Here is a 20,460-nt window from a genome sequence, read left to right as displayed (position 1 = left end):
ATCGCGACGTGGGCGCCGCCACCCCTGTCGGCGCCCGCACGCTGCATCGGCATCTACACGAACGAAGAGAGGATTCGAACGCATGAGCACGCAGTACCCCGTCCTGGGATCGCCGTTGCAGGTGAACGGCATCACCTTGAAGAACCGCATGATCACCACGTCCATGTCGCCGGGCGCGGGATACGTGACCAAGGACAACCGTCCCACGCAGCGTTTGGCGAACTACCTGGAGGAGCGCGCCGAAGGGCAGACGGCCCTCATCATCCAGACCATCTGCCCGTGGAAGCGCAACGACATCGATCCCGATCACATCCACGAGCTTCCCAGCTGCTACGACGAAAGCTGCATCCCCGACCTGCAGCGCTACATGATCGAGCCGGTGCACAAGCACGGCGGCCTCATCTGCGCGCAGCCGTACTACGTGCACGACTGGAAGCCCGACGCCGAAACGCCGGAAGGCCCCTACGGCCCGTCCGACATCGCCATTCTCAAGTTCATGGGCGGCTTCCGCGCCATGACGCTCGAGCAGATCGAGGCGTTCAAGCAGCAGTACTTCAACGCGGCGCGCGTGTGCAAGGAAGCCGGCTTCGACGCCATCGAGGTCATGGCGGGCGTGGGCGGCATCCTGTCGCGCTTCATGGCGCTGGCCACCAACAACCGCACCGACGAGTACGGCGGCAGCCTGGAGAACCGCGTGAAGCTGACGCTCGAGGTGATCCGCGGCGTGCGCGAGGTCGTGGGACCTAAGTTCCCCATCGTCGTGCGCTGGTCGCCCATCGACTTCATCAAGAGCCCCGCGGGTCCGGGCCTGTCCATGGAGGATGCGCTGCGCATCGCCCCCATGCTGGAGGAAGCGGGCTGCGACCTGCACGACCTTTCCGTGGGCTGGCACGAGACCAGCGAGCCGCTCACCACGAAGGCCATCGAGGACGGCCACTGGACGTTCGTCTCGCAGCAGATCAAGACCGTGGCGAAGAAACCGGTGGCGCAGGGGTATCGCAACACCGATCCGCGCGTGATGGAGCAGAACCTCCAAGACGGCAAGCTGGACGTGGTCGCCGGGCTGCGCTACAGCATCGCTGACCCGGCGCTGCCCCGCAAGGTGATGGAGGACCGCACTTGCGACATGCGCCTGTGCATCGTGTGCTGCCGCTGCCTGGACGACGTGGTGAGCCAGGACAAGCCGCTCAACTACTGCGGCGTCAACCCGCGTTTGGGCGAGGAACTCGACCATGAAGCGTTCCCGCAGGCGTCGAAGCGCAAGAAGGTCATGGTGGTGGGTTCGGGCCCGGCGGGCATCAACGCCGCGCTGACCGCGGCGCAGCGCGGGCACGCCGTCGACCTCTACGAGGAAGGGCCGCGCCTCGGCGGGTGCGTGAAGATGAGCAGCATCTTCAGCCCCTACCACGAGCGCTACCTGGACTACCTCCTCACGCAGGTGAAGCAGCATCCCCAGGTCACCGTGCATCTCAAGACGAAGGTCACGCCCGAAACGGTGCGGCAGGCCAAGCCCGACGCGGCCATCGTTGCCGTGGGCGGCAAGCCCCTGGGGTTGGACGTGCCGGGCGCCGACGGCAAGAACGTCGTCTCGTCGCACGACTTCCTCGAGATGATCAACGGCCATAAGCCCGCAGGGAAGAAGGGCGCGTTCAACAGCTTCATGTGGGGCGCGGGGTCGCTGTTCCTCAGTATGTACTACACGCCGTCGTTCGCGCGCACGATGACCGAGAAGTCGCCGTGGCCCATCAGCCGCAACGTCGCCATCATCGGCGGCGGTCTGCCGGGCTGCGAGTTCGGCCACCTGTGCATGGAGACGGGCCGCACCACAGCCATCATCGAGGAGCGCAAGAAGGTGGGCTTCGATGTGGGCGGGTCCGACCGTTTCGGGCTGATCAGCAGCTTCAAGCAGGCGGAGAACGTGGAGATGTACCCGCTCACGCGCGTCACGGCCATCACCGAGGAGGGCGTGAGGGCCGTGCAGACCACGCCGGAGGGCGACAAGGAGCTGTTCATCCCCGCCAAGACCGTGGCCATCACGCTGGGGCTTGCCGAGAACCACGATTTGGGCGAGGCGTGCAAGCCGCTTGTGGACGAGGTGTACCTCGTGGGCGATTGCGAGACGCCGGGACGCATCGCCGACGCGACGAAGATGGGCTATCGCGCGGCATGCGCGCTGTAGGAGAGGAAACGCGAGTGAGTGTCATAACCGAACGACCCATCATCCCAAGCGAAGCAGCCGAAGCCGTCGGAGCCGACGCGTCCTTCGCCTGCGCTCCCGAGCGCGACGTCGTGTACGCCGAACGTCTCGAAGGCGGCATCGAGGTCGTCTACCTGAACCAGCCGCGCAAGAAGAACGCCCTGTCCGGCGAGATGATGACCAAGCTGGACGCGCTGCTGCGCGCGGCGGACGTCGACGACGGCGTGCGCGTGGTGGTGTTGCGCGGCGCTGGCGACGATTTCTCGAGCGGCGGCGATCTCGACCAGGGGCCCGCCCTCGAACCGGGCCCCGAGGGCGCGCGCAAGACGCTGCGCCGGTACTTGGCCGTGGTTCGCACCATCCGCACGATGTCGAAGCCGGTGGTCGCGATGGTGGACGGCTACGCCGTGGGCGGGGCGTTCGCGCTCGTGTGCGCCTCCGACCTCGTGTGCGCGTCCGAGCGCGCGCTGTTCGTGCCGGCGTTCTGCCAGATCGGCATCGTGCCCGAGATGGGCATGATGAAGCTGCTGCCCGACCTGGTGGGGCCGCAGCGCGCCAAAGAGCTGCTGTTCTTCGGCGGCAAGATCCCCGCGCTCCAGCTGTACGACTGGGGCGTGGTGAACCGCGTGTTCCCGACGGAAACGCTCGAAGCCGACACGCTGTGGTTCGCGCGCCAGCTGGCGGGGATGCCCGACGCGTCCATCCATCTCACGAAGAACATCATGAACGCGCTGGCCGACGGCAACCTGGAAGCGTGCCTGGAAGCCGAATCGACGGCGTCGCCGTTCTGCACGACCACGAAGGCGTACGCCGCCACCATGGAGAAATTTGCCCGCTGAACCCTGCGAAGGTGAGACGATATGGCCCAGTACAACGTAGCGGAACCGTTCTTGGCGAGCGTTCGGGCGCATCCCGATAAAACGGCCGTCGTGTTCGACGGACGCGAGATCACCTACCGCGCCATGAACGATCGCATCAACCAGATGGCCGGCGTGCTCACCTGCGATTTGGGCGTGCGGCCGGGCGATCGCGTGGCCTACCTGCTGCCGAACTGCCCCGAGCTCCTCGAGCTGTACTACGCCGTCCAGAAGATCGGGGCGGTGGTCGTGCCGCTGAACTACAAGCTCATCCCGCGCGAGGTCGCCTATCTGGTGAATGCCAGCGGGGCCGAGGTGCTCGTGTTCGCCAGCCAGTTCGCCGCATCGGTTGCCGAGGCGGCGCAATCGTTCACGTCCGACGTGGCGCTGGCCAGCGCAGGCGGGGACGTGCCCGGCGCGCTCGATTTGGAGCGCGCGTGCGCCGGGCGCGGCACCGCCGAGCCCCCGCTGTTCCGCGACGCGGACGCCTTGTCGCGCATCCAATACACGGGCGGCTCCACGGGCCTGCCGAAAGGAGCCGCACGCACCCATGGCGCCGACCTCGTGGAGCTCGACGCCATCATGGACTCCAACGGCATCGGCGACGATCCCGACAACGTGGTGCTCATCCAGTGCCCGCTGGAGCACCACGGCGGCCACAGCTGGTTCACCATCGCGTTCGCGGCCGGGGCGACGCTGGTCATCTGCGAGGCGTTCAACGCCGAGCAGATCCTCCATTTCATCGAGTTCTACCGCGTGACGTACATGATCTTGCTGCCGCCTACCACGTACCTGCGCCTTCTGCGGTGCCCCACCATCGACCAGTGCGACCTCAGCTCGGTGCGGCTCGTGCAAAGCGCGGCCGGAGCCACCACGAAGCCCATCATCCAAGCCATCTACGACAAGTTCCCCAACGCGGTGCTCAATTACGGCTGGGGACAGTCGGAAAGCGGCGCCGGCAGCAGCCTGAAGATCACGCGCGCCATGCTGGAGGCCGATTCGCCCCTGCTGGAGAGCGTGGGGCGGCCGATGAAGCACGTGGAGATGAAGGTGGTGGACGAGGACGGCAACGAGGTACCCGACGGCGAAGTGGGGGAGGCTCTGTTCCGGTCGCGGTCGGTGATGCAGGGCTACTACGGCCAGCCCGACCTGACCGACGAGGCGTTCACGCCCGACGGCTGGCTGCGCACGGGCGACCTCATGATGCGCGATGCGGATGGGTACTACTACGTGCGGTCGCGCAAGAAGGATATGATCAAATCGGGCGGCGAGAACGTGTTCGTCGCCGAGGTGGAGAACGTGCTGCGCACGCACCCCGCCATCGACGACTGCCTCGTGTTCGGCACGAGCGACCCGGTGATGGGGGAGGCCGTGGCCGCCGTCATCCAGCCGCGCGAGGGCTCGAACCTCACGGCCGCCGAGGTGCAAACGCACTGCAAGAACCATATTTCCAGTTATAAGAAGCCCCGCTACGTGGTGTTCATGGACGACATGAAGCGCGACAGCGCGGGCAAGGTGCGCAAACAGGGTATCGTGGCGTACTTCGACGAGCGCAAGGAGCAGGCCGCGCCGCGCCACCACGAGAAGCTTCGCAGCGATCCCGACATCCACCTCATCCAGGTGCCCTACTCGGGCGGCACGCCCATCGGCTACACGAACGCCTACCTCATCGCCACCGACGAGCGCAACCTGCTGGTCGATACCGGCGTCAGCCACGAGGCGTCGTACGAGGTGCTGCGCTCGGCGCTGCAGGATCTGCGCGTTGACATGGCGCGCACCGATGTGTTCGCCACGCACTTCCACATCGATCATCTGGGTCTGATCGCGGCCATCGCGCACGAAGACACGCGTGTATACCTGAGCGCGCGCGACGAAGAGCTGTTCCGCGGCCGCGGCGCCAGCTCGTATCGCGGCACGGTGAAGGCGCGGCTTTCGTGCGAGGGGTTTCCGCCGGACGAGCTGGACGAGCTGGAACGCACCGACGCATGCCTCATCCCGCGCGTGGAGTGGCCCATGCCGGAGCGTTTCGCGAACCTGGCCGACGGGGACGAGCTGCGCTACGGCGGCTACCGGATGCGCGCCGTCGACACGCCGGGGCACACGCCGGGCCACCAATGCCTGTACCTGCCCGATCAGAAGATCATGTTCTTCGGCGACCACGTGCTGATGAACAGCTCGCCCAACATGGCGCCGTTCCCCGGCGAGGCGGATTCCCTGGGCGACTACCTGCGCAGCTTGGACAAGGTGGCGCAGTTGCCGATGGAGTTCGCCTGCATGGGGCACGGGTTCGTCGACCCTCGGCGCCAGGCCGAGGCCATGCCCGAGCGCATCGCCTGGCTGCAGCGGCATCATCGGCAGCGGCTCGACGAGATCGCCGCGCAGCTCGAGGAGCGCCCCGGCATGACTGGCACGGAACTTGCTAAGTCCATCACGTGGAACATTCCGCATGCCGCTTGGGAGGAGATACCCATCATCCAGCGGTGGATCGTCGTGTGCGAAACGCTGGCCCACCTCGACCATCTGATGGGCGAAGGCAGGGTGCGCAGGGAGCGCGCCGGGGATGCCTACCGGTATTTCATGGAGCAACGCTAGGGAGAACCGAAGGAAAGGAACGACGGGATGGATTTCAGCTTGACCGATGAGCAGCAGCTGCTGCTCGACAGCGTCGACGAGCTCATGGAGCGCTACGGCACCGAGCAGTATTTCAAGGAGTGCGACGAGAAGCACGTGTGGCCCCAGGAGTTCACCGACGCGCTGCTGGAGAACGGCTTCCAGATGCTGGGCGTCGACGAGAAGTTCGGCGGCACCCCGGTGGACGTGACCACGCTCATGCTGGTGTCCGAGCGCATCTGCAAGAACGGCGCGCCCATCTACGTGTACGGCAACCTGTGCGCGCTCAAGGACATGACGGAGTACGGCACGCCCGAACAGCAGGAGCAGTGCTTCGCCGAGGTCATGGCAGGCAAGCCCGGTTTCGTGCTGGGCTTCACCGAGCCGGGCGCGGGCTCCGACAGCTCGTCGCTGGCCAGCACGTACCAGCGCCGCGACGGCAAGGTGTACCTGAACGGCAGCAAATCGTTCATGACGAACGCCGTGAACTCCAAGTACATGCTATGCGTGGCGCGCGATGCCGACGACGATCCCGAGGATCGCGCCAACCGCTCCCGCTTCTCCATGTGGTGGGTGCCGCTGCACGACGACGAGGGCAACCTGGCTCAGGGCATCTCCATCGAGCCGTTGGAGAAGATCGGCTGGAACATGGGCAACACCTGCGAGCTGCACATGCAGGACGTGGAGCTGGAGGAGAAGGACCTCGTGGGCGTCGAGGGCAACGGCTTCATGCAGGCCATGGTGAACTTCGAGGTGGAGCGCCTCATCGCATGCGCCCAATCGCTCGGCGCGGCCCAGTGCGCCTTCGAGGACGCGGTGCGTTACGCCACCCAGCGCATCCAGTTCGGCAAGCCCATCGGCAAGAACCAGCTCATCCAAGAGCACATCACCGACATGTACCTGAAGATCGAGAACATGCGCAACTGGGTGTACAAGACGGCCTGGAAGATCGACAACGGCGAGTCGGTGCAGATCGATTCCGCCGTGGCGAAGCTGTACTGCGGCCGCGCCGCCTTCGAGGTGTGCGACACCGCGCTGCAGGTGATGGGCGGCATCGGCTACACGAAGGACTGCCGCATCTCGCGCCTGTGGCGCGACCAGCGCGTCTACCGCATCGGAGCCGGCACCGACGAGATCATGATCCACATCGCCGGCCGAGCGATCCAGAAGCAATTCCAGGAATAGAAAGGACTTCATCATGCCTGAAATCTTCAATCCCGTGGACGACCTTATCGCCGAGCAGGCGCTGGTCGACGCCCTCGTGGCGGACTTCACCGAGGACGACTGGAACCGCATGGCGTCGTACTGCACCACCTGGACGTTCAAGGACGTCATCTGCCATATCGCGTTCTTCGACTACTGCGCGGTGGAGCTGCTGGCCGGGCGCGGCGAGAGCGTGAACGCCGTGGCCGATGCGGCATCCGAGCAGGACGAGCACTACCACGTCATGGCGTTTCGCGACCGAAGCGGCGCCGACATCCTGAACTGGTGGCGCGAGCAGCGCACGCTCATGACGGCATCCTTCCTGGAGCTGGGCCCGAAGGGCCGCGTGCCGTGGGCGGCAGGCATCCCGCACATGTCCGTGCGGTCGCTCGCGTCGGCGCGCCTCATGGAGCTGTGGGCGCACAGCGTGGACCTCTACGATGCGCTCGGCATCGACCCTGTGGTGAAGGAACGCATCACGTCCACGCTGTTCCTTTCGTGGCAGGGCCGTCCTAACATGTACAACGTGAACGGGCTCGCGTTCGATTCCGAGATCCCGATGTACCTGGAGCTGACGCTTCCGTCGGGCGAGCTGTGGACGAAGGGCGAGCCGAACGATAAGAACTACATCAAGGGCTCGGCGAAGGATTGGGCGCTCGTGGCCATCCGCCGCCGCAACTGGATGGACACCGGCCTCGAAGTGGTCGGCGACGAGGCGCGCACCTACGCGGGCATCGTGCAGACCTACGCCGGCCCCGCCGATCCCGCGCCGCAAGCGAAGAACCCGCGCTAGGTCGTTCGCAAAACCGTCCTGAGGGGGGGGCGACCCCCTTCAGGACGTTACCGGTAGATCATGGGGACGGGGCGGCAGGCGGCGAAATCGGGGCAGGTGTCGCAGTCTTCGCCGAGGTCGGGCGAAATGCGCTCGCGCTCTACCTGCTCGCATCCCAGCGCCGTGTAGAACGGAACCGCCGGGCCGCGTGCGACGAACAGCAGCGCGCCGTAGCGTGTCCGAGCGTCCTGCATGAGCGCGCGTCCCACGCCCAGCCTGCGCGCCTGCGGGTCCACCACGATGGGGCTGACGTACCGATCGCCTTCGGCTTCGACGATGCGGATGAACCCGACGATGCGGTCCCCGTCCAGCGCGACGTACGACGTTCCGCGCGGGGTGAGCGTGCCCATGCCGGCGTCTTCGGCCAGGCGCGCGATGGCGGCGGCGTCCTGCTGGGTAGCTTCGCGGATGGTGGGGGTTGATGGATCGCACGTCATGAAGGGGTCCTTCCTGAGCTTTCTCCATAGATTAGTAAAACAATTAGCAAAAATCGTGCTAGAGTTTATAATATCGCATAATTGGTTGAAAATTTCACGGAATCATCTTAAAATGAGAGCATGAGCACCGCTCGTCGGTGAAATCGCGCGGCTGTCGAGGGAAAGCGGCCGAAGCGCGTCGCAGCAAGGGGGTTGCATGTCGGATTGTCCGAGCCAAGCCGTACGCATGGAGGCGCGCTCCAACGTCTCGGTGCGGACCAAGCAGCATTTCGCTCCCACGGCCATCCAGGGCCTCGAGGTGCTGTCGCTGCCGGTCGCGCGCCTGGACGCGTACGTGCGCGACCTGGTGGAGCGCAACCCCTTGCTCGATTTCGACTACGATCACGGTTCCCTCTCGTTCGAGGAGCTGCCCGACGAGGAGGACGGCGACGCTGCGGCCGATGCCGAAACGGCTGCCGAGGGGTTCGATGCGCGCCCGCCGTCGGCGATCGCCTGGGATGCCCGCGGGTTCGACCTGGCCCGTCTGCGCGACGAGTGCTCTCAAACGGAAACGCTGCACAGCCATGTGCGCATGCAGCTGACGGGCGTGCGCGTCGGCGAAGAGGACCGCGCTCTGCTCGACGCCCTTATCGAGAACATCGACGACGACGGGTACTTCTCCGGCAGCATGCATGCGCTCTGCGCCGAAGCGGGGCGCTCGATAGAGGACGGCCAGCGGCTGCTCGAGCTCGTGCAGCAGCTGTCGCCTCGCGGCGTGGGCGCGCGCGATCTGGCCGAATGCCTTGCGCTGCAAATCGACGACGGCCTTCCCTATGCGGACGTGATTCGCGACATGCTGCGCACCGGGCTGGACGACCTCGCCGAAAACCGCACGACGAAGCTCATGCGCGTCTACCATTTGACCATCGACGACCTTGCCGCCATCCGCGAGGTCATCTGCACGCTCGACCCTCGCCCGGGCTCGTCTTTCTCGCAGCGCAAGGGCACCGTGTACGTCATCCCCGACATCACCATCAGGCGCGATGGCACGGCCTTCTCGGTGCAGGTTACCGGCGAGCTGTCGGAAACGCTGGTGCTCAACGGATCCTACGACCGCATGGAGCAGCGCGGGGGCATGGACGACGAGGCGCGGGAGTGGCTGCACGAGAAGCGCGCCGAGGCGGATGCAGCGCTGGCGAACATCGACCAACGGCGCCAGACGCTCCATCGGTTCGGCGTGTATCTGGCCGAGGTCCAATACGATTTCTTCATGGGCGGCGAGGCGCGGATGCGCCCGCTCACCATGCAGCAGGCCGCCGATGCGCTGGGCGTGCATGTGTCCACCATCAGCCGCACGGTGCAGGACAAGTACGCCCTCACCCCGTGGGGCGTGTTCCCGCTCAAGCACTTCTTCTCAAGTTCGGTCGCCTGCACGGCCGAGGAGCGCCGCCATGCGCTGTCGTCGCTTGCCATCAAAGACCGCATCAAAGACCTGGTGGCCCAAGAGGACCGTCGCACGCCTTTGAGCGACGCGACGATCACCGCCATCCTGAACGGCGAGGGCGTGGACATCAAACGGCGAACCGTGGCGAAGTACCGCGAGGCGCTGGGCATCGGCCGGCAGTCGCAGCGAAGACGGTAAGGTACTCGATCGAAAGGGAGGGGAGCGTACGTGGTATATCGAAAAGAACACGCGATAGAGGCCTGGAAGACGTTCGTCAGCACGGGCACCATCCTCGAAGACAAGGTGCGCCCCGAAATAGCTCGCTCATGGCTTCGATGCCGCGCCGCCGGCGTGAACCCATGGTCGAGCGATTTCACCGAGCAGAACGTCGCGCTGCTGGAAGAGAAGCGGCAGCGTTTCGCGGCATCGCTCAAATCGACCGCTCCGGTGATGAAGTTTCTGAAGGAGATGCTGGGCTGCAACGTGTCGTTGATGGACGGCGAGAACTTCGTGTTCGAGCTGATGTCGCCCTTGGCGGTGTATCCGCGCACGTTCGGCACGTTCACGCGCGAAGAGGAGGTGGGCACCGGCAACGCCACCCTGGTGGCCTACGAGAAGAAGCCGGTGCGCGTCGACGGGTTCGAGCATTATCGCGCCATCGTGCAAACATATTCGGGCGTGTCGGTTCCCTACCTCGATGCCGCGGGAAAGTACTACGGCGCGATGAACATCAACAGCCCGTTCGCCGTCTTGCCGCAAAGCGCGCTCGAGCTGTGCCGCATCGGCGTCTCGTTGACGAACGACTTGCATCGCGCCGGTGCGAAGGCGGGCGCTTTGCTGTCCACGGTCGACTTCTTCAAACCGCTTATGCTGGCCTACGAGCACCCGGTGCTTCTGATCGACCCCAACGGCCGCATCCTGGGCGGCAACGCGGGCATGCGCGCATATTGCCCGGGCTGGGAGCAGTATTCGTACGGCTCGCAATCGCTCGGCGCCTATCTGGGAAAGGACTTCTCCGTGCAGGACGTGCTCGATCTGCCGGACAAGCTGGAGGCACCGCTGCCCATCCGATTCAAGAAGGGGCGCTCGCGCGCGGTGCACGAGCTCAACCTCGTGCGGCACGGCAAGGTGGAGGTCGAAGGACAGGAGCCGTTCGTCATGCTCGTGTTCGAAGACGGCAACGAAGCCGAGCGCAACGCCCGCAGCGCAACCGGCCGGCGCAGCGACGCCGCAGTCATGCCGACCGGCGACAAGGTGGACTACATCGGGGAAACCGAGGAGTGGAAGAAGATCGACCGCATGGTGCAGAAGGTCGCGCCCATCAAGACGAACGTGCTGCTGTTGGGCGAGACGGGCACCGGCAAGGAAGTGGTGGCCCGCGCGCTGCATCGTCGCAGCGGACGCACCGGCGAGTTCGTGGCCATCAACTGCGGCGCCCTGCCGCGCGACTTGCTGGCCACCGAGCTGTTCGGCTACGAGGGCGGGGCGTTCACCGGGGCGCGCGAGACGGGCGCGGTGGGGAAGTTCGAGTTCGCGGACGGCGGCACGCTGTTCCTCGACGAGATCGGCGAGATGCCGGTGGACATGCAGGTGAGCCTGCTGCGCGTGCTGCAGGAGCAGAGCGTCACGAAGCTGGGATCGAACACCGCGAAGACGCTCGACGTGCGCGTGATCGCCGCGACGAACCAGAACATCGAGCGTCTGATCTCCGAGAAGAAGTTCCGCAGCGACCTGTACTACCGTTTGAGCCTTGTGGAGATCCGCCTGCCTCAGCTGCGGCGGCGCTCCGCCGACATCCCGCCGCTGGTGGATTATTTCAACGGGCAGCTTTCCTCGGTGCTCGAGGTGCCGTGCACGCCCTTCCCCGCCGAGACCATCGAGGCGCTGCAGGCTTACAGCTGGCCGGGCAACGTGCGCGAACTGCGCAACATCGTGGAGCGCTGCCTGATCATGCAGGGCCAGGGCGCCAACGTCACCGTGGATTCGCTGCCGCCCCATATCGCGAATGCGGCGAACGCCATGCCGGACGGCCCGGTAGCCCACGCCGCCGTGGCCGTGCAGCAGGATGCGGGGGCGATGCGGGAGGGCGTCGAGGACGATGCGGTGTCGGAGGAGCGCCATCTTGTGCAGGCGCTGCTCGCGCAGCACGAAGGCGACCTCGCGGCGGTGGGGCGGCAGCTCGGATTGACGCACGAAGAGCTCTCCGAGCTGCTCAACCGCCTTCACCTGCGCGTTCGCGTGGTGCTCGAAAGCATGGACGACGCGTTCTAGAGCGCTTGGGCAGGCTGGCACGCTTTTTGCTTTTCGGAGGTGCGGAACCGCATTCCCGAGAAGCAAAAGGAGTGATTCATGAACATCGTTGTGTGCTACAAGATCGTGCCCGACGAGCAGGACGCGGTCGTGCAGGCCGATCGCACGCTGTCGTTCGAGCGCGCTGCGCTCAAAATCGGCGATTACGACCTCAACGCCGTGGAAGCCGGCGCGCAGCTGGCGTCGGCTTCCGGCGCGTCGCTTGTCAGCCTGACCGCCGGGGGCGATCCGGTGGAGGACTCGAAGTTGAAGAAAGCCATCCTCGCGCGCGGGCCGCACGAGAACGTGGCGGTGAAAGACGCGTCGCTGCCCGAGGCCGGATCGGCGGTGACGGCGCGGGTGCTCGCAGCGGCCGTCAAGCAGCTGGACGACGTGAGCCTGGTGCTGTGCGGCGAGGGGTCGGCCGACCGCTATGCGCAGCAGGTAGGCGTGCAGCTGGGCGAGCTGCTGGGGCTTCCTACCGTCAACGCCGTCAGCTCCATCGAGCTCGACGACGGCGTCGCGCATGTCGAGCGCACGGTGGGCGCGGTGGTCGAGCGCCTCGACGTGCCGCTTCCGGCCGTGCTGTCGGTGGTCGCCGACATGAACACCCCGCGCATCCCCTCGATGAAGGACATCCTGGGCGCGGGCAAGAAGCCCTCGCGCGTTCTTTCCTTCGAAGATGTGGGCTTCGACGGCTTTGACGAGGCCATCGACGTGGTGAGCACGCTTGCGCCCGAGCAGCGCGATCGCGCGTGCGAGATCCTCGAAGGCGATGACGACGAGACGATCCAGGCGTTCGCGGCACGCGTGCGCGAGCGGCTGTAAGGAGGCATCCATGAGCGATAAGACGATTGCGGTGTTCGCCGACACGGCGGAAGCGTACGAGGAGCTGTGCAGCGGGGCGCGGGCGCTGGGAGGGAGGCCGGTTGCGCTGTGGGCCGGCGACGAGGCCGACGCGCAGCGCATCGCGGCGTGGGGTGCGCGCGTGATGCACGTCGGCGCCGTTCCCGAGGGTGCGCTGTACGAGGACTGCGTTCCCGCGTTCCAGGAGGTCGTCCAAGCCGAGCAGCCGACGTTGATCCTGGCGCGCATGTCGAAGCGCACGCAGTGCGTGGCGGGCCGCCTTGCCGTGCGTCTGGGCGTGCCGGTGGTCACCGACGCGTCGCGCGTGAAGCTTGACGACGAGGGCGTCGAGGCGGCGCACATGGCGTACGGCGGTGCGGCCGAGCGCGTCGAGCATGCGCGGGGGATGGCGATCGTGCTCGTGGGCTCCGGCGTGTTCGAGATCGACGAAGCGCCGGCTGCCGGCACGGTGGAGCGCGCGGCGGCGTCGATCGAGCCCGGTCCCATCAAGCTGGTCGGGCGCCAGGAGAAGCAGGAGGAGGTGGTCGACCTCGGCTCCGCGAAGGTCGTGGTGTGCGTGGGCCGCGGCATCCAGAACAAGCAGAACCTAGGCAAGGCGCAGGAGTACGCGGCGCGCATCGGCGGCGAGACGGCTTGCACGCGCCCCATCGCCGAGGGCGAGGGTTGGATGGCGCACAGTCGCTACCTGGGCGTTTCGGGTGCCGTCGTGAAGCCCGACGTGTACATCGGCCTCGGCGTGTCGGGCCAGGTGCAGCACACCGTGGGCATGGCGGAATCGCAGTTCGTGGTGGCCGTCAACAAGGACAAGAACGCTCCGCTCATGAAGCACTGCGACCTCGGCCTCGTAGCCGACCTGGAGAAAGTGCTCCCCGTGCTCGCAGCTCTCTAAACGACCCGTTAGCCTCCCATTGTAGCGAAAGTGGTCCCCTGTCGTCCTTTTCCCGGGATGGCAGGGGACTGAATGTGATCGCTATTCGTTTTCCAGTATGGCTTCTAGCATCGTGCGAAGCGACGGAAAGTCGTCCGAGACGGTTGCGTATACGTCTTCCATGCGCAACGTTTGATACTTGTGCGCAGCTATGTCGCGAAAGCCGGCAATGGCTTTCCAGGGCACCTGGGCGTGTATAAGGCGAAAGCTCTCGGTAAGATTTTTAACGAGTTCCCCTATGTTGATAACCGTCATGCATACGGCACGCTTGAGCTTCTCATCTTCGAGGAATGAAGCGAGATCCTCGTTCTGCATGAGCGATTCGGCGATGGCTATTTCGTCGAGCACTTTGCCGACGACGGTTCGATCTCTATTGTTCATAGAGCGTTACCGTTTTTCCCACATCCAATATAGAGCCATCGGGAATGGGCGCATGCACGATGTCGACCGATGTGCCAAGATCCTTCTCCAGCCGATCGCGCAGCGATGCAAGCAGGAGGAGCGAAACGGCTATCGAGGTGAATTCGATTAATAGATCGACGTCGCTTTTTTCGGTCTGACGTTCTTCCGCATACGATCCGAAAAGGTCGACCCTTTTGATCGGAAATTCATGCGCGGCATTGTTCACGCTTTCGGAGATGGTGGCTATATCGAGCATGTTGGCCTCCTTTCGTATTGTTGCATTATCTCATGCGAATGGGGGCTCGTACAGCGTGCGGCGCAGGAGGGTGAACAGGGTTTCGCATCGGGGATCGCTTCGTTTGATGGACGAGAGCATGCTGTCCCACACGAACGCGCACAGCGGTTCGGGGGCCAGCGCTCCCAGCAGGCGGTCGTGCGCCACGTTCGGATCGCGTTCGAGCGCCACCACGAGGCCGCGGCGGATGTGCGCGAAGCACGCCTCCTCGCGCTTGCGCGCCGATGCCAAGCCCTTCGCGTCGAGCGCGGCGACTTCCGTCAGCCAGTCGTCGCGGAACCTCGCCAGCGCTCCCGACAGCTGGAGCGCAAGCCCCTCGCAGAAGCCGATGAAGTCATCGCCGGCAATGGCTCCGGGCATGCTGTCGGCCAGCGCTTCGTTCCAGAATCGTCCTACCACGTCGTTGACCAGGTCGTATTTGGTGGGGTAGGAGTTGTACACGGTGCCCACGGCTACATTGCATGCGCGCGCGACCTCGCGGATGCTCAGCCCGGAAAGACCCGATTCGCTGGCAATCGCGAAGGCGGTGTCGAGGATCTGCTGTTTGCTGATGACGGGTTTGTTGCCCATGCGCACCTCCCGCGTGCGGAAGCTCGGGATCCGGTCGTTTCCCTCATTGTAGAGGAAGACTCATGCGTAGCTCGTGAAGAAATGGTGGTTGATTTTCGTCCGTCATTGCCTCCGAGCGCAGGCCTCTCTAATATGAACGTTGTTCATTAATGAACTTAGTTCATATTAGCAAAGAAGAAAGGAGCGCAACGATGAGCATCGAATTGATCGTGGCGAGTGTCGCCATCACCTGCGCGCTGGTTCTGTACACCTTCGGAGTGTTCGGGGAGCGTCGTTCGGGAACGTTGTCGCTGCGCCATGTGCTGCTGTTTTGGGGCGGCCTCGTGTGCGATACCACCGGCACGATGATCATGTCGAACATCGCGCAGCAATCGTCCGCAGGAGGATTCGGGATCCACGCGGTCACCGGTCTGCTTGCTATCGTGCTGATGCTCGTGCATGCCGTTTGGGCCACGGTCACGTACGTGCGTCATAACGAGCGGGGGATGCATCGATTCCACACGTTCAGCACGTTCGTGTGGCTTGCGTGGCTCGTCCCGTACATCATCGGCATGCTGGTGGGTATCCCGATGATCCATCTGCAGGCGGTGTGCGCCATCGGCACCAGCGTCGTGGTGGTTGCCGTGCTGGCGTTCGTGCTGTTCCGCGGCGGGAAGGGTCATGCGCATACCGCCGCGCACTAGGCGTTGGCTTTCAGAGTCGCGAGCGGCATGCGCGCTCGCTATCAAATCCGGGATCGCGATCGGGCGATCCCGGATTTGCGTGTTTGAGGATGCTAGCGTTCGCCGGGCAGGATGGACGGTAGCGCGATGATGAAGCACGCCCCTCCATCAGGCAGGTTGATGGCTTCCACCGTGCCATCGTGCGATTCCACCACCGATTTCACGATGGCCAGCCCCAGCCCCGTGCCGCCCGTGCCTCGGCTTCGTGACGCATCGGTGCGGTAGAAGCGGTCGAACAGCAGCTGGGGGTCGATGTCGCCGAACCCGGTGCCGTCGTCCTTCACGGCCAGGATGGAGTTGCCCTTCAGGCCGAACAGCTCGATGGTGATGTGGCCGTCCGGTTCGATGAAGCGGCTCGCGTTCTCCACGAGGTTCGTCACGGCCTGCTTGAGGCGATCGGGGTCGCCCAGCACGTCGGGCGCCTCGCCGACGATCTCGGTGTTCGCATGGCGGTCGCGCAGAATGGGCTCCAGGGCGTCGAGCACGCCGGTGGCCAGCTCGCGCAGGTTCACGCGCGATAGCTCCATGGGCATGGCGTTGTCGTCGATGCGCTGCAGCGTCAGCAAGTCGTGGGTAAGACGGCTCAGGCGCTCGCTTTCGGCGATGATGATCGAGCAGAACTTCTCGTGCAGCTCGGGCGGTAGATCCGGATCTTCCAGCATCTCGGCGTTGCCGCGGATGGCAGTGAGCGGGGTGCGCAGCTCGTGCGCCACATCGCTGATGAATGCTGCTTGGCGGCGCTCCTTCAGCACCAGGTCGTGCTGCTGCGACTTCGTGGTCTGCACGAGCGCCTTGAAATCGGCCGACAGTTGGTCGGCCTCGTACAGGCGGCCGTCGGGTTCGAACGGCACATCGGTTCCCGTGCGATAGGCGGCGGTTTTCTTTGCCAAGAGGCGTAGCGGTTCAGATATGAAATGTCCGATAATAAGGCTGAACGTGAACACCACAAGACCGACGGGAGCAAGCAGCAAAAACGCCTTCGACGGAGTGTCGAAGGCGAGGAAGCAAATCAGAACCAGAACCGCGCCGGCGAGAAGCGAAAGCAGCGTTGCCAGCAGCGAGAAGTATGTTTGCAGTCTTTTTATTGCTTGAACCTGTATCCGTAGCCGCGAACCGTTTCCACCAAGCCGGGATCGTACCCGGCGGACTCAATCTTATCACGCAGACGCTTGATGTGGGTGTCGACGGTCTTGGTTTCCGTCAAGTATTCCCAACCCCAGGCGTCGCGCAGCAGATCTTCGCGCGAAACCACCTTGCCGGCGTTCTTCATGAGGCTGGCAAGCAACTCGAACTCGCGCGGTGTGAGGTCGATCTCGCCGTTCGCGCCCGACGCCGTGTGGGCGTCCTCGTCAAGCGTGATACCGCTGGCGGTGACGGCGTGGTTAGCGCCGGGGAAGTCGCCGCCCGATCCGCGGCGCAGCAGGGCGCGGACGCGTGCGATGAGCTCTCGCACGCCGAAGGGCTTCGCCAAGTAGTCATCGCCGCCGATTTCCAGGCCCACCACCTTGTCCAGCTCGGTGTCGCGAGCCGACAGGAACAACACGGGGACGGTCGTCTTCGAGCGCAGGCGGCGGCACAGCTCGTAGCCGTCCATGCCGGGCAGCATGATGTCGAGCACGAACAGATCGTACGAGTTCTTCGTGGCCAACGCCAGCGCGTCTTCGCCGTTGTCCACCACGTCGGTGAAGAACCCCTCCTTCTTGAGGGCGTAACTGACGAATTCGGTAATAGAGGGCTCGTCGTCAACAACGAGAATGCGATGCGGGGTGTCGTTCATGTGTTGCCTTTCTATCAGATGGACTCCCGTTGCCGGTGCCTGACAGATGCGCGTGGGCGGGTTGTTATAATGTCGAGAGCAACTATAAGCATTCGGGGTGCGACCGAGGGAGACTGTCAGGAACATGTTACTTGCCATCGACGTGGGAAATACGCAAACCGTAGTGGGGATCTACCAGGACGGGAGCCTGCAATATCGGTGGCGTGTGGCCACGAACAAAAGCCATACCTCCGACGAGCTCCGTGTGAAACTGGTGCCGTTGCTGGCGTCCGAGGGCTTGAAGCTCGATGATGTTCGCGGCGTGGCGCTGGCCTCGGTGGTGCCCGCGCTCACCATGGCATGGTGCGCGGCCGCGTATCGCATGATCGGGAAGGACGCGCTCGTGTGCTCGGCCGAAACGGCGGGCTCGCTGTTCGAGGCCGACTATCCCAACCCTCATGAAATCGGGGCCGACCGCGTGGCCGACGCCGTGGCCGCGAAGGCGCTGTACGGCGCCCCCGTGATCGTGGTGGATTTCGGCACGGCCACCAATATGGAAGTCGTCGACGCGGACGGGCGCTTCATCGGCGGCGTTATCGCGCCAGGCGTGGAAACGTCGGCCTCCGCGCTGTTCTCGCACGCCACGAAGCTGGGGGCCATCGACCTGGTCGACCCTCATACCGCCATCGGGCACAACACGGAAGAGGCCATCCAGGCGGGCATCGTGTACGGCGAGGCCGACCGCGTGGACGGCATCATCCGCCGCATCTTCGCCCAGCTGGGCTACGAGACGCCTGTGGTGGCGACGGGCGGCCTGGCCTCGCGCGTGGCGGCCCAGTCGCAGACCATCACCGCCATCAACCCCGAGTTGACCCTCGAGGGATTGCGTCTCGTGTACGAAGCGCAGGAAGGCGCCGCCAGCGTTTAAGGCGCGCGATGCGTTGCCCTACCCTGTTTCGCGCCGAGCCGTTTCGCCGACGCAGCTGCTTCAGACCATCATTGACGCGGGGTCGTCTCGTAGGGTTCGGTGCGACGGCGGGTTCGATGTGGCCCGACGGAGCTTCATGCGTCGCGGCCTATTTGCCGCAACGTTGGCTTTCTTGCGCTGTTGGAGGAATGCTTCTCGTTCCCGTTGCGTTCGGCGGGTAGAATGCTTCTATCAGAAAAGCCGCGCCGTCTGCAATGAGCGGGCGGGAACGAAAGGAAGGGCCCGACGTGTTGAGCGACATTGAAATTGCCCAGGCGACGAAACCCCAGCACATCAGCGCGATCGCCGAGAAGGCGGGCGTGCCGGAGTCGTATCTCGAGCTGTACGGTACGAACAAGGCGAAGGTGGACTACAACCTGCTCACCGACGAGGAGCACGCGCCCGGCAAGCTCATCCTGGTGACGGCCATCAACCCGACGCCCGCCGGCGAGGGCAAGACCACCACGACGGTGGGCTTGGCCGACGCGCTGGCTCGCCAGGGCAAGAACGTGGTCGTCGCGCTGCGCGAGCCCAGCCTGGGCCCCGTGTTCGGCGTGAAGGGCGGCGCTGCAGGCGGCGGATACGCCCAGGTCATTCCCATGGAGGACATCAACCTGCACTTCACCGGCGACTTCCACGCCATCGGCGCGGCCAACAACCTCTTGGCCGCCATGCTGGACAACCACATCCAGCAGGGCAACGAGCTGGGCATCGACGTGCGCAAGATCACCTGGAAGCGCGTGGTGGACATGAACGACCGCCAGCTGCGCAACGTGGTGGACGGCATGGGCGGCAAGGCCCACGGCGTGCCGCGCGAGGACGGCTTCGACATCACGGTTGCCAGCGAGATCATGGCCATCTTCTGCCTGTCCACCTCCATCACCGACCTCAAAGAGCGCCTGGCCCGCATCGTCGTGGGCTACACGCGCGACGACAAGCCCGTCACGGCCGGCGACCTCAAGGCGCAGGGCGCCATGGCCGCGCTGCTGAAGGACGCCCTCAAGCCGAACCTCGTGCAAACGCTGGAAGGCACGCCGGCGTTCGTGCACGGCGGCCCCTTCGCCAACATCGCGCACGGCTGCAACTCCATCATGGCCACGCGCATGGCCATGGCGCTGGGCGACTACTGCGTGACGGAGGCCGGCTTCGGCGCCGACCTGGGCGCGGAGAAGTTCCTCGACATCAAGTGCCGCCTTGCGGGCCTCAATCCCGACGCGGTGGTCGTCGTGGCCACGGTGCGCGCGCTGAAGAACCACGGCGGCGTGGCGAAGGCCGATCTCAACGACGAGAACCTCGAGGCGTTGGAGGCGGGTCTGCCGAACCTGCTGCAGCACGTGGAGAACATCACGAAGGTGTACCAGCTGCCGTGCGTCGTGGCCATCAACCGCTTCCCCACGGACACGGAAGCCGAGCTCAAGCTGGTGGAGGACAAGTGCCGCGAGCTGGGCGTGAACGTGGCGTTGTCCGAGGTGTGGGCGAAGGGCGGCGAGGGCGGCCTGGCCCTGGCCGACGAAGTGGTGCGCCTGTGCGAAGAGCCGAACGACTTCCAGTTCGCCTACGGCGACGACCTGTCGCTGGCCGAGAAGATCGAGGCCATCGCCACGCGCGTGTACCATGCCGACGGTGTGGACTTCGAGCCGAAGGCCATGGCCGAGCTCAAGAAGCTCGAGGACCTGGGCTTCGGCGGCATGCCGGTGTGCATGGCGAAGACGCAGTACAGCTTCTCGGACGATCAGAAGAAGCTGGGCGCGCCGCGCGGCTTCCGCATCACGGTGCGCAACGCGAAGGTGTCGGCCGGCGCCGGCTTCGTGGTGGCGCTGACCGGCGACATCATGACCATGCCGGGCCTGCCGAAGGTGCCCGCCGCCGAGCGCATCGACGTCGACGAAACCGGCAAGATCTCCGGCCTGTTCTAAGCTTGGAGCGCCCCCGATTTCGGTTGAAATCGGGGGCGCTCCTGTCGTATACTACGCCTACCGGCTGTGCCCAGGATGTGAGTTTAGGTGGCTACACGATCCCCTTCGGGCGGCGCAGGTTAATGTGGGAGCCCGGGTTCACGCCCGGGCTTTGCTATCTCAGCTTCTCCCTGGTTCCCTCCCTGAGAA

General features: G+C 64.9%; 18 protein-coding genes. 12 read left to right on the top strand and 6 right to left on the bottom strand.

The features are described from left to right. The first annotated feature begins 82 nt into the window (after window positions 1–82). From ELEN_RS14445 to ELEN_RS14425, 5 genes are read left to right on the top strand one after another with little or no spacing between them, the layout of a single operon-like run. Window positions 83–2,179 (top strand): oxidoreductase, encoded by a 2,097-nt coding sequence (locus ELEN_RS14445; RefSeq protein ID WP_009609030.1) that lies wholly within the window; start codon window positions 83–85, stop codon window positions 2,177–2,179. Between the two features lie 14 nt (window positions 2,180–2,193). Then, window positions 2,194–3,036, top strand: a complete 843-nt coding sequence (locus ELEN_RS14440; protein ID WP_009609041.1) for an enoyl-CoA hydratase/isomerase family protein — start codon at window positions 2,194–2,196, stop codon at window positions 3,034–3,036. 21 nt (window positions 3,037–3,057) lie between these two features. Continuing rightward, entirely contained in the window at window positions 3,058–5,646 is a 2,589-nt protein-coding gene (locus ELEN_RS14435) for an AMP-binding protein (RefSeq protein ID WP_009609077.1), read from the top strand. A gap of 27 nt (window positions 5,647–5,673) precedes the next feature. Further along, window positions 5,674–6,849 (top strand): acyl-CoA dehydrogenase, encoded by a 1,176-nt coding sequence (locus ELEN_RS14430; RefSeq protein ID WP_009305240.1) that lies wholly within the window; start codon window positions 5,674–5,676, stop codon window positions 6,847–6,849. A gap of 13 nt (window positions 6,850–6,862) precedes the next feature. Continuing rightward, on the top strand, window positions 6,863–7,660 hold the full coding sequence (locus tag ELEN_RS14425; RefSeq protein ID WP_009609094.1) for a TIGR03084 family metal-binding protein: 798 nt from the start codon (window positions 6,863–6,865) through the stop codon (window positions 7,658–7,660). 47 nt (window positions 7,661–7,707) lie between these two features. On the opposite strand, the gene ELEN_RS14420 is transcribed toward ELEN_RS14425, so the two are convergent. Next, complete coding sequence (locus ELEN_RS14420; RefSeq protein ID WP_009609080.1) at window positions 7,708–8,136, bottom strand: GNAT family N-acetyltransferase; 429 nt, start codon at window positions 8,134–8,136, stop codon at window positions 7,708–7,710. Between the two features lie 196 nt (window positions 8,137–8,332). On the opposite strand from ELEN_RS14420, the gene rpoN reads away from it, so the two are divergent. From rpoN to ELEN_RS14400, 4 genes are all read left to right on the top strand, one after another. Next, window positions 8,333–9,757, top strand: coding sequence for an RNA polymerase factor sigma-54 (rpoN, locus tag ELEN_RS14415; RefSeq protein ID WP_009609088.1), 1,425 nt, complete (start codon window positions 8,333–8,335; stop codon window positions 9,755–9,757). 30 nt (window positions 9,758–9,787) lie between these two features. Continuing rightward, window positions 9,788–11,830 (top strand): sigma-54 interaction domain-containing protein, encoded by a 2,043-nt coding sequence (locus tag ELEN_RS14410; RefSeq protein WP_015761437.1) that lies wholly within the window; start codon window positions 9,788–9,790, stop codon window positions 11,828–11,830. Window positions 11,831–11,908: 78 nt separating this feature from the next. Further along, a complete protein-coding gene (gene fixA, locus ELEN_RS14405; RefSeq protein WP_009305235.1) occupies window positions 11,909–12,676 on the top strand; it encodes a putative electron transfer flavoprotein FixA in 768 nt (255 codons plus the stop codon). Between the two features lie 10 nt (window positions 12,677–12,686). Continuing rightward, the gene (locus ELEN_RS14400) at window positions 12,687–13,604 is read left to right on the top strand and encodes an electron transfer flavoprotein subunit alpha/FixB family protein (protein WP_009609074.1); all 918 of its coding nucleotides are present in this window, start codon (window positions 12,687–12,689) and stop codon (window positions 13,602–13,604) included. A gap of 81 nt (window positions 13,605–13,685) precedes the next feature. Here the strand turns inward: ELEN_RS14400 and ELEN_RS14395 are convergent, their stop codons facing one another. Genes ELEN_RS14395 through ELEN_RS14385 form a run of 3 tightly spaced genes read right to left on the bottom strand, consistent with a single transcriptional unit; the run spans window position 13,686 to window position 14,910 of the window. Then, window positions 13,686–14,024: a HepT-like ribonuclease domain-containing protein gene (locus ELEN_RS14395; protein ID WP_009305231.1), complete on the bottom strand. Its 339-nt coding sequence runs from the start codon at window positions 14,022–14,024 to the stop codon at window positions 13,686–13,688. After that, window positions 14,014–14,301, bottom strand: a complete 288-nt coding sequence (locus ELEN_RS14390; RefSeq protein ID WP_009305229.1) for a nucleotidyltransferase family protein — start codon at window positions 14,299–14,301, stop codon at window positions 14,014–14,016. Before ELEN_RS14390 ends, ELEN_RS14395 begins: the two co-directional genes overlap by 11 nt. A 30-nt stretch (window positions 14,302–14,331) precedes the next feature. Further along, the gene (locus ELEN_RS14385; protein ID WP_009305228.1) at window positions 14,332–14,910 is read right to left on the bottom strand and encodes a TetR/AcrR family transcriptional regulator; all 579 of its coding nucleotides are present in this window, start codon (window positions 14,908–14,910) and stop codon (window positions 14,332–14,334) included. Window positions 14,911–15,101: 191 nt separating this feature from the next. Here ELEN_RS14385 and ELEN_RS14380 point away from each other — a divergent pair, with 191 nt between their 5' ends. Next, window positions 15,102–15,593 (top strand): HsmA family protein, encoded by a 492-nt coding sequence (locus ELEN_RS14380; RefSeq protein ID WP_009305227.1) that lies wholly within the window; start codon window positions 15,102–15,104, stop codon window positions 15,591–15,593. 92 nt (window positions 15,594–15,685) lie between these two features. On the opposite strand, the gene ELEN_RS14375 is transcribed toward ELEN_RS14380, so the two are convergent. Then, window positions 15,686–16,483 carry a sensor histidine kinase gene (locus ELEN_RS14375; protein ID WP_226844391.1) on the bottom strand — a complete coding sequence of 266 codons (798 nt, stop codon included), beginning with the start codon at window positions 16,481–16,483 and terminating at the stop codon, window positions 15,686–15,688. A gap of 230 nt (window positions 16,484–16,713) precedes the next feature. After that, window positions 16,714–17,409, bottom strand: a complete 696-nt coding sequence (locus ELEN_RS14370; RefSeq protein WP_009305225.1) for a response regulator transcription factor — start codon at window positions 17,407–17,409, stop codon at window positions 16,714–16,716. Between the two features lie 124 nt (window positions 17,410–17,533). On the opposite strand from ELEN_RS14370, the gene ELEN_RS14365 reads away from it, so the two are divergent. Beyond that, window positions 17,534–18,316 carry a type III pantothenate kinase gene (locus ELEN_RS14365; RefSeq protein ID WP_009305224.1) on the top strand — a complete coding sequence of 261 codons (783 nt, stop codon included), beginning with the start codon at window positions 17,534–17,536 and terminating at the stop codon, window positions 18,314–18,316. Window positions 18,317–18,603: 287 nt separating this feature from the next. Continuing rightward, window positions 18,604–20,271 (top strand): formate--tetrahydrofolate ligase, encoded by a 1,668-nt coding sequence (locus ELEN_RS14360; protein WP_015761436.1) that lies wholly within the window; start codon window positions 18,604–18,606, stop codon window positions 20,269–20,271. Window positions 20,272–20,460 lie beyond the last annotated feature (189 nt).

The organism is Eggerthella lenta DSM 2243, assembly GCF_000024265.1.
GTDB lineage: Bacteria > Actinomycetota > Coriobacteriia > Coriobacteriales > Eggerthellaceae > Eggerthella > Eggerthella lenta.
This window is presented reverse-complemented; position numbering and strand designations above follow the sequence as displayed.

What these genes read in the sequence shown, in the direction of transcription:
- ELEN_RS14400 (WP_009609074.1), top strand. Translation starts at nt 12,687, where the DNA reads ATGAGCGATAAGACGATTGCGGTGTTCGCCGACACGGCGGAAGCGTAC.
- ELEN_RS14430 (WP_009305240.1), top strand. Translation starts at nt 5,674, where the DNA reads ATGGATTTCAGCTTGACCGATGAGCAGCAGCTGCTGCTCGACAGCGTC.
- ELEN_RS14390 (WP_009305229.1), bottom strand. Translation starts at nt 14,301, where the DNA reads ATGCTCGATATAGCCACCATCTCCGAAAGCGTGAACAATGCCGCGCAT.
- ELEN_RS14425 (WP_009609094.1), top strand. Translation starts at nt 6,863, where the DNA reads ATGCCTGAAATCTTCAATCCCGTGGACGACCTTATCGCCGAGCAGGCG.
- ELEN_RS14380 (WP_009305227.1), top strand. Translation starts at nt 15,102, where the DNA reads ATGAGCATCGAATTGATCGTGGCGAGTGTCGCCATCACCTGCGCGCTG.
- ELEN_RS14420 (WP_009609080.1), bottom strand. Translation starts at nt 8,136, where the DNA reads ATGACGTGCGATCCATCAACCCCCACCATCCGCGAAGCTACCCAGCAG.
- ELEN_RS14365 (WP_009305224.1), top strand. Translation starts at nt 17,534, where the DNA reads ATGTTACTTGCCATCGACGTGGGAAATACGCAAACCGTAGTGGGGATC.
- ELEN_RS14395 (WP_009305231.1), bottom strand. Translation starts at nt 14,024, where the DNA reads ATGAACAATAGAGATCGAACCGTCGTCGGCAAAGTGCTCGACGAAATA.
- fixA (WP_009305235.1), top strand. Translation starts at nt 11,909, where the DNA reads ATGAACATCGTTGTGTGCTACAAGATCGTGCCCGACGAGCAGGACGCG.
- rpoN (WP_009609088.1), top strand. Translation starts at nt 8,333, where the DNA reads ATGTCGGATTGTCCGAGCCAAGCCGTACGCATGGAGGCGCGCTCCAAC.
- ELEN_RS14435 (WP_009609077.1), top strand. Translation starts at nt 3,058, where the DNA reads ATGGCCCAGTACAACGTAGCGGAACCGTTCTTGGCGAGCGTTCGGGCG.
- ELEN_RS14370 (WP_009305225.1), bottom strand. Translation starts at nt 17,409, where the DNA reads ATGAACGACACCCCGCATCGCATTCTCGTTGTTGACGACGAGCCCTCT.
- ELEN_RS14445 (WP_009609030.1), top strand. Translation starts at nt 83, where the DNA reads ATGAGCACGCAGTACCCCGTCCTGGGATCGCCGTTGCAGGTGAACGGC.
- ELEN_RS14385 (WP_009305228.1), bottom strand. Translation starts at nt 14,910, where the DNA reads ATGGGCAACAAACCCGTCATCAGCAAACAGCAGATCCTCGACACCGCC.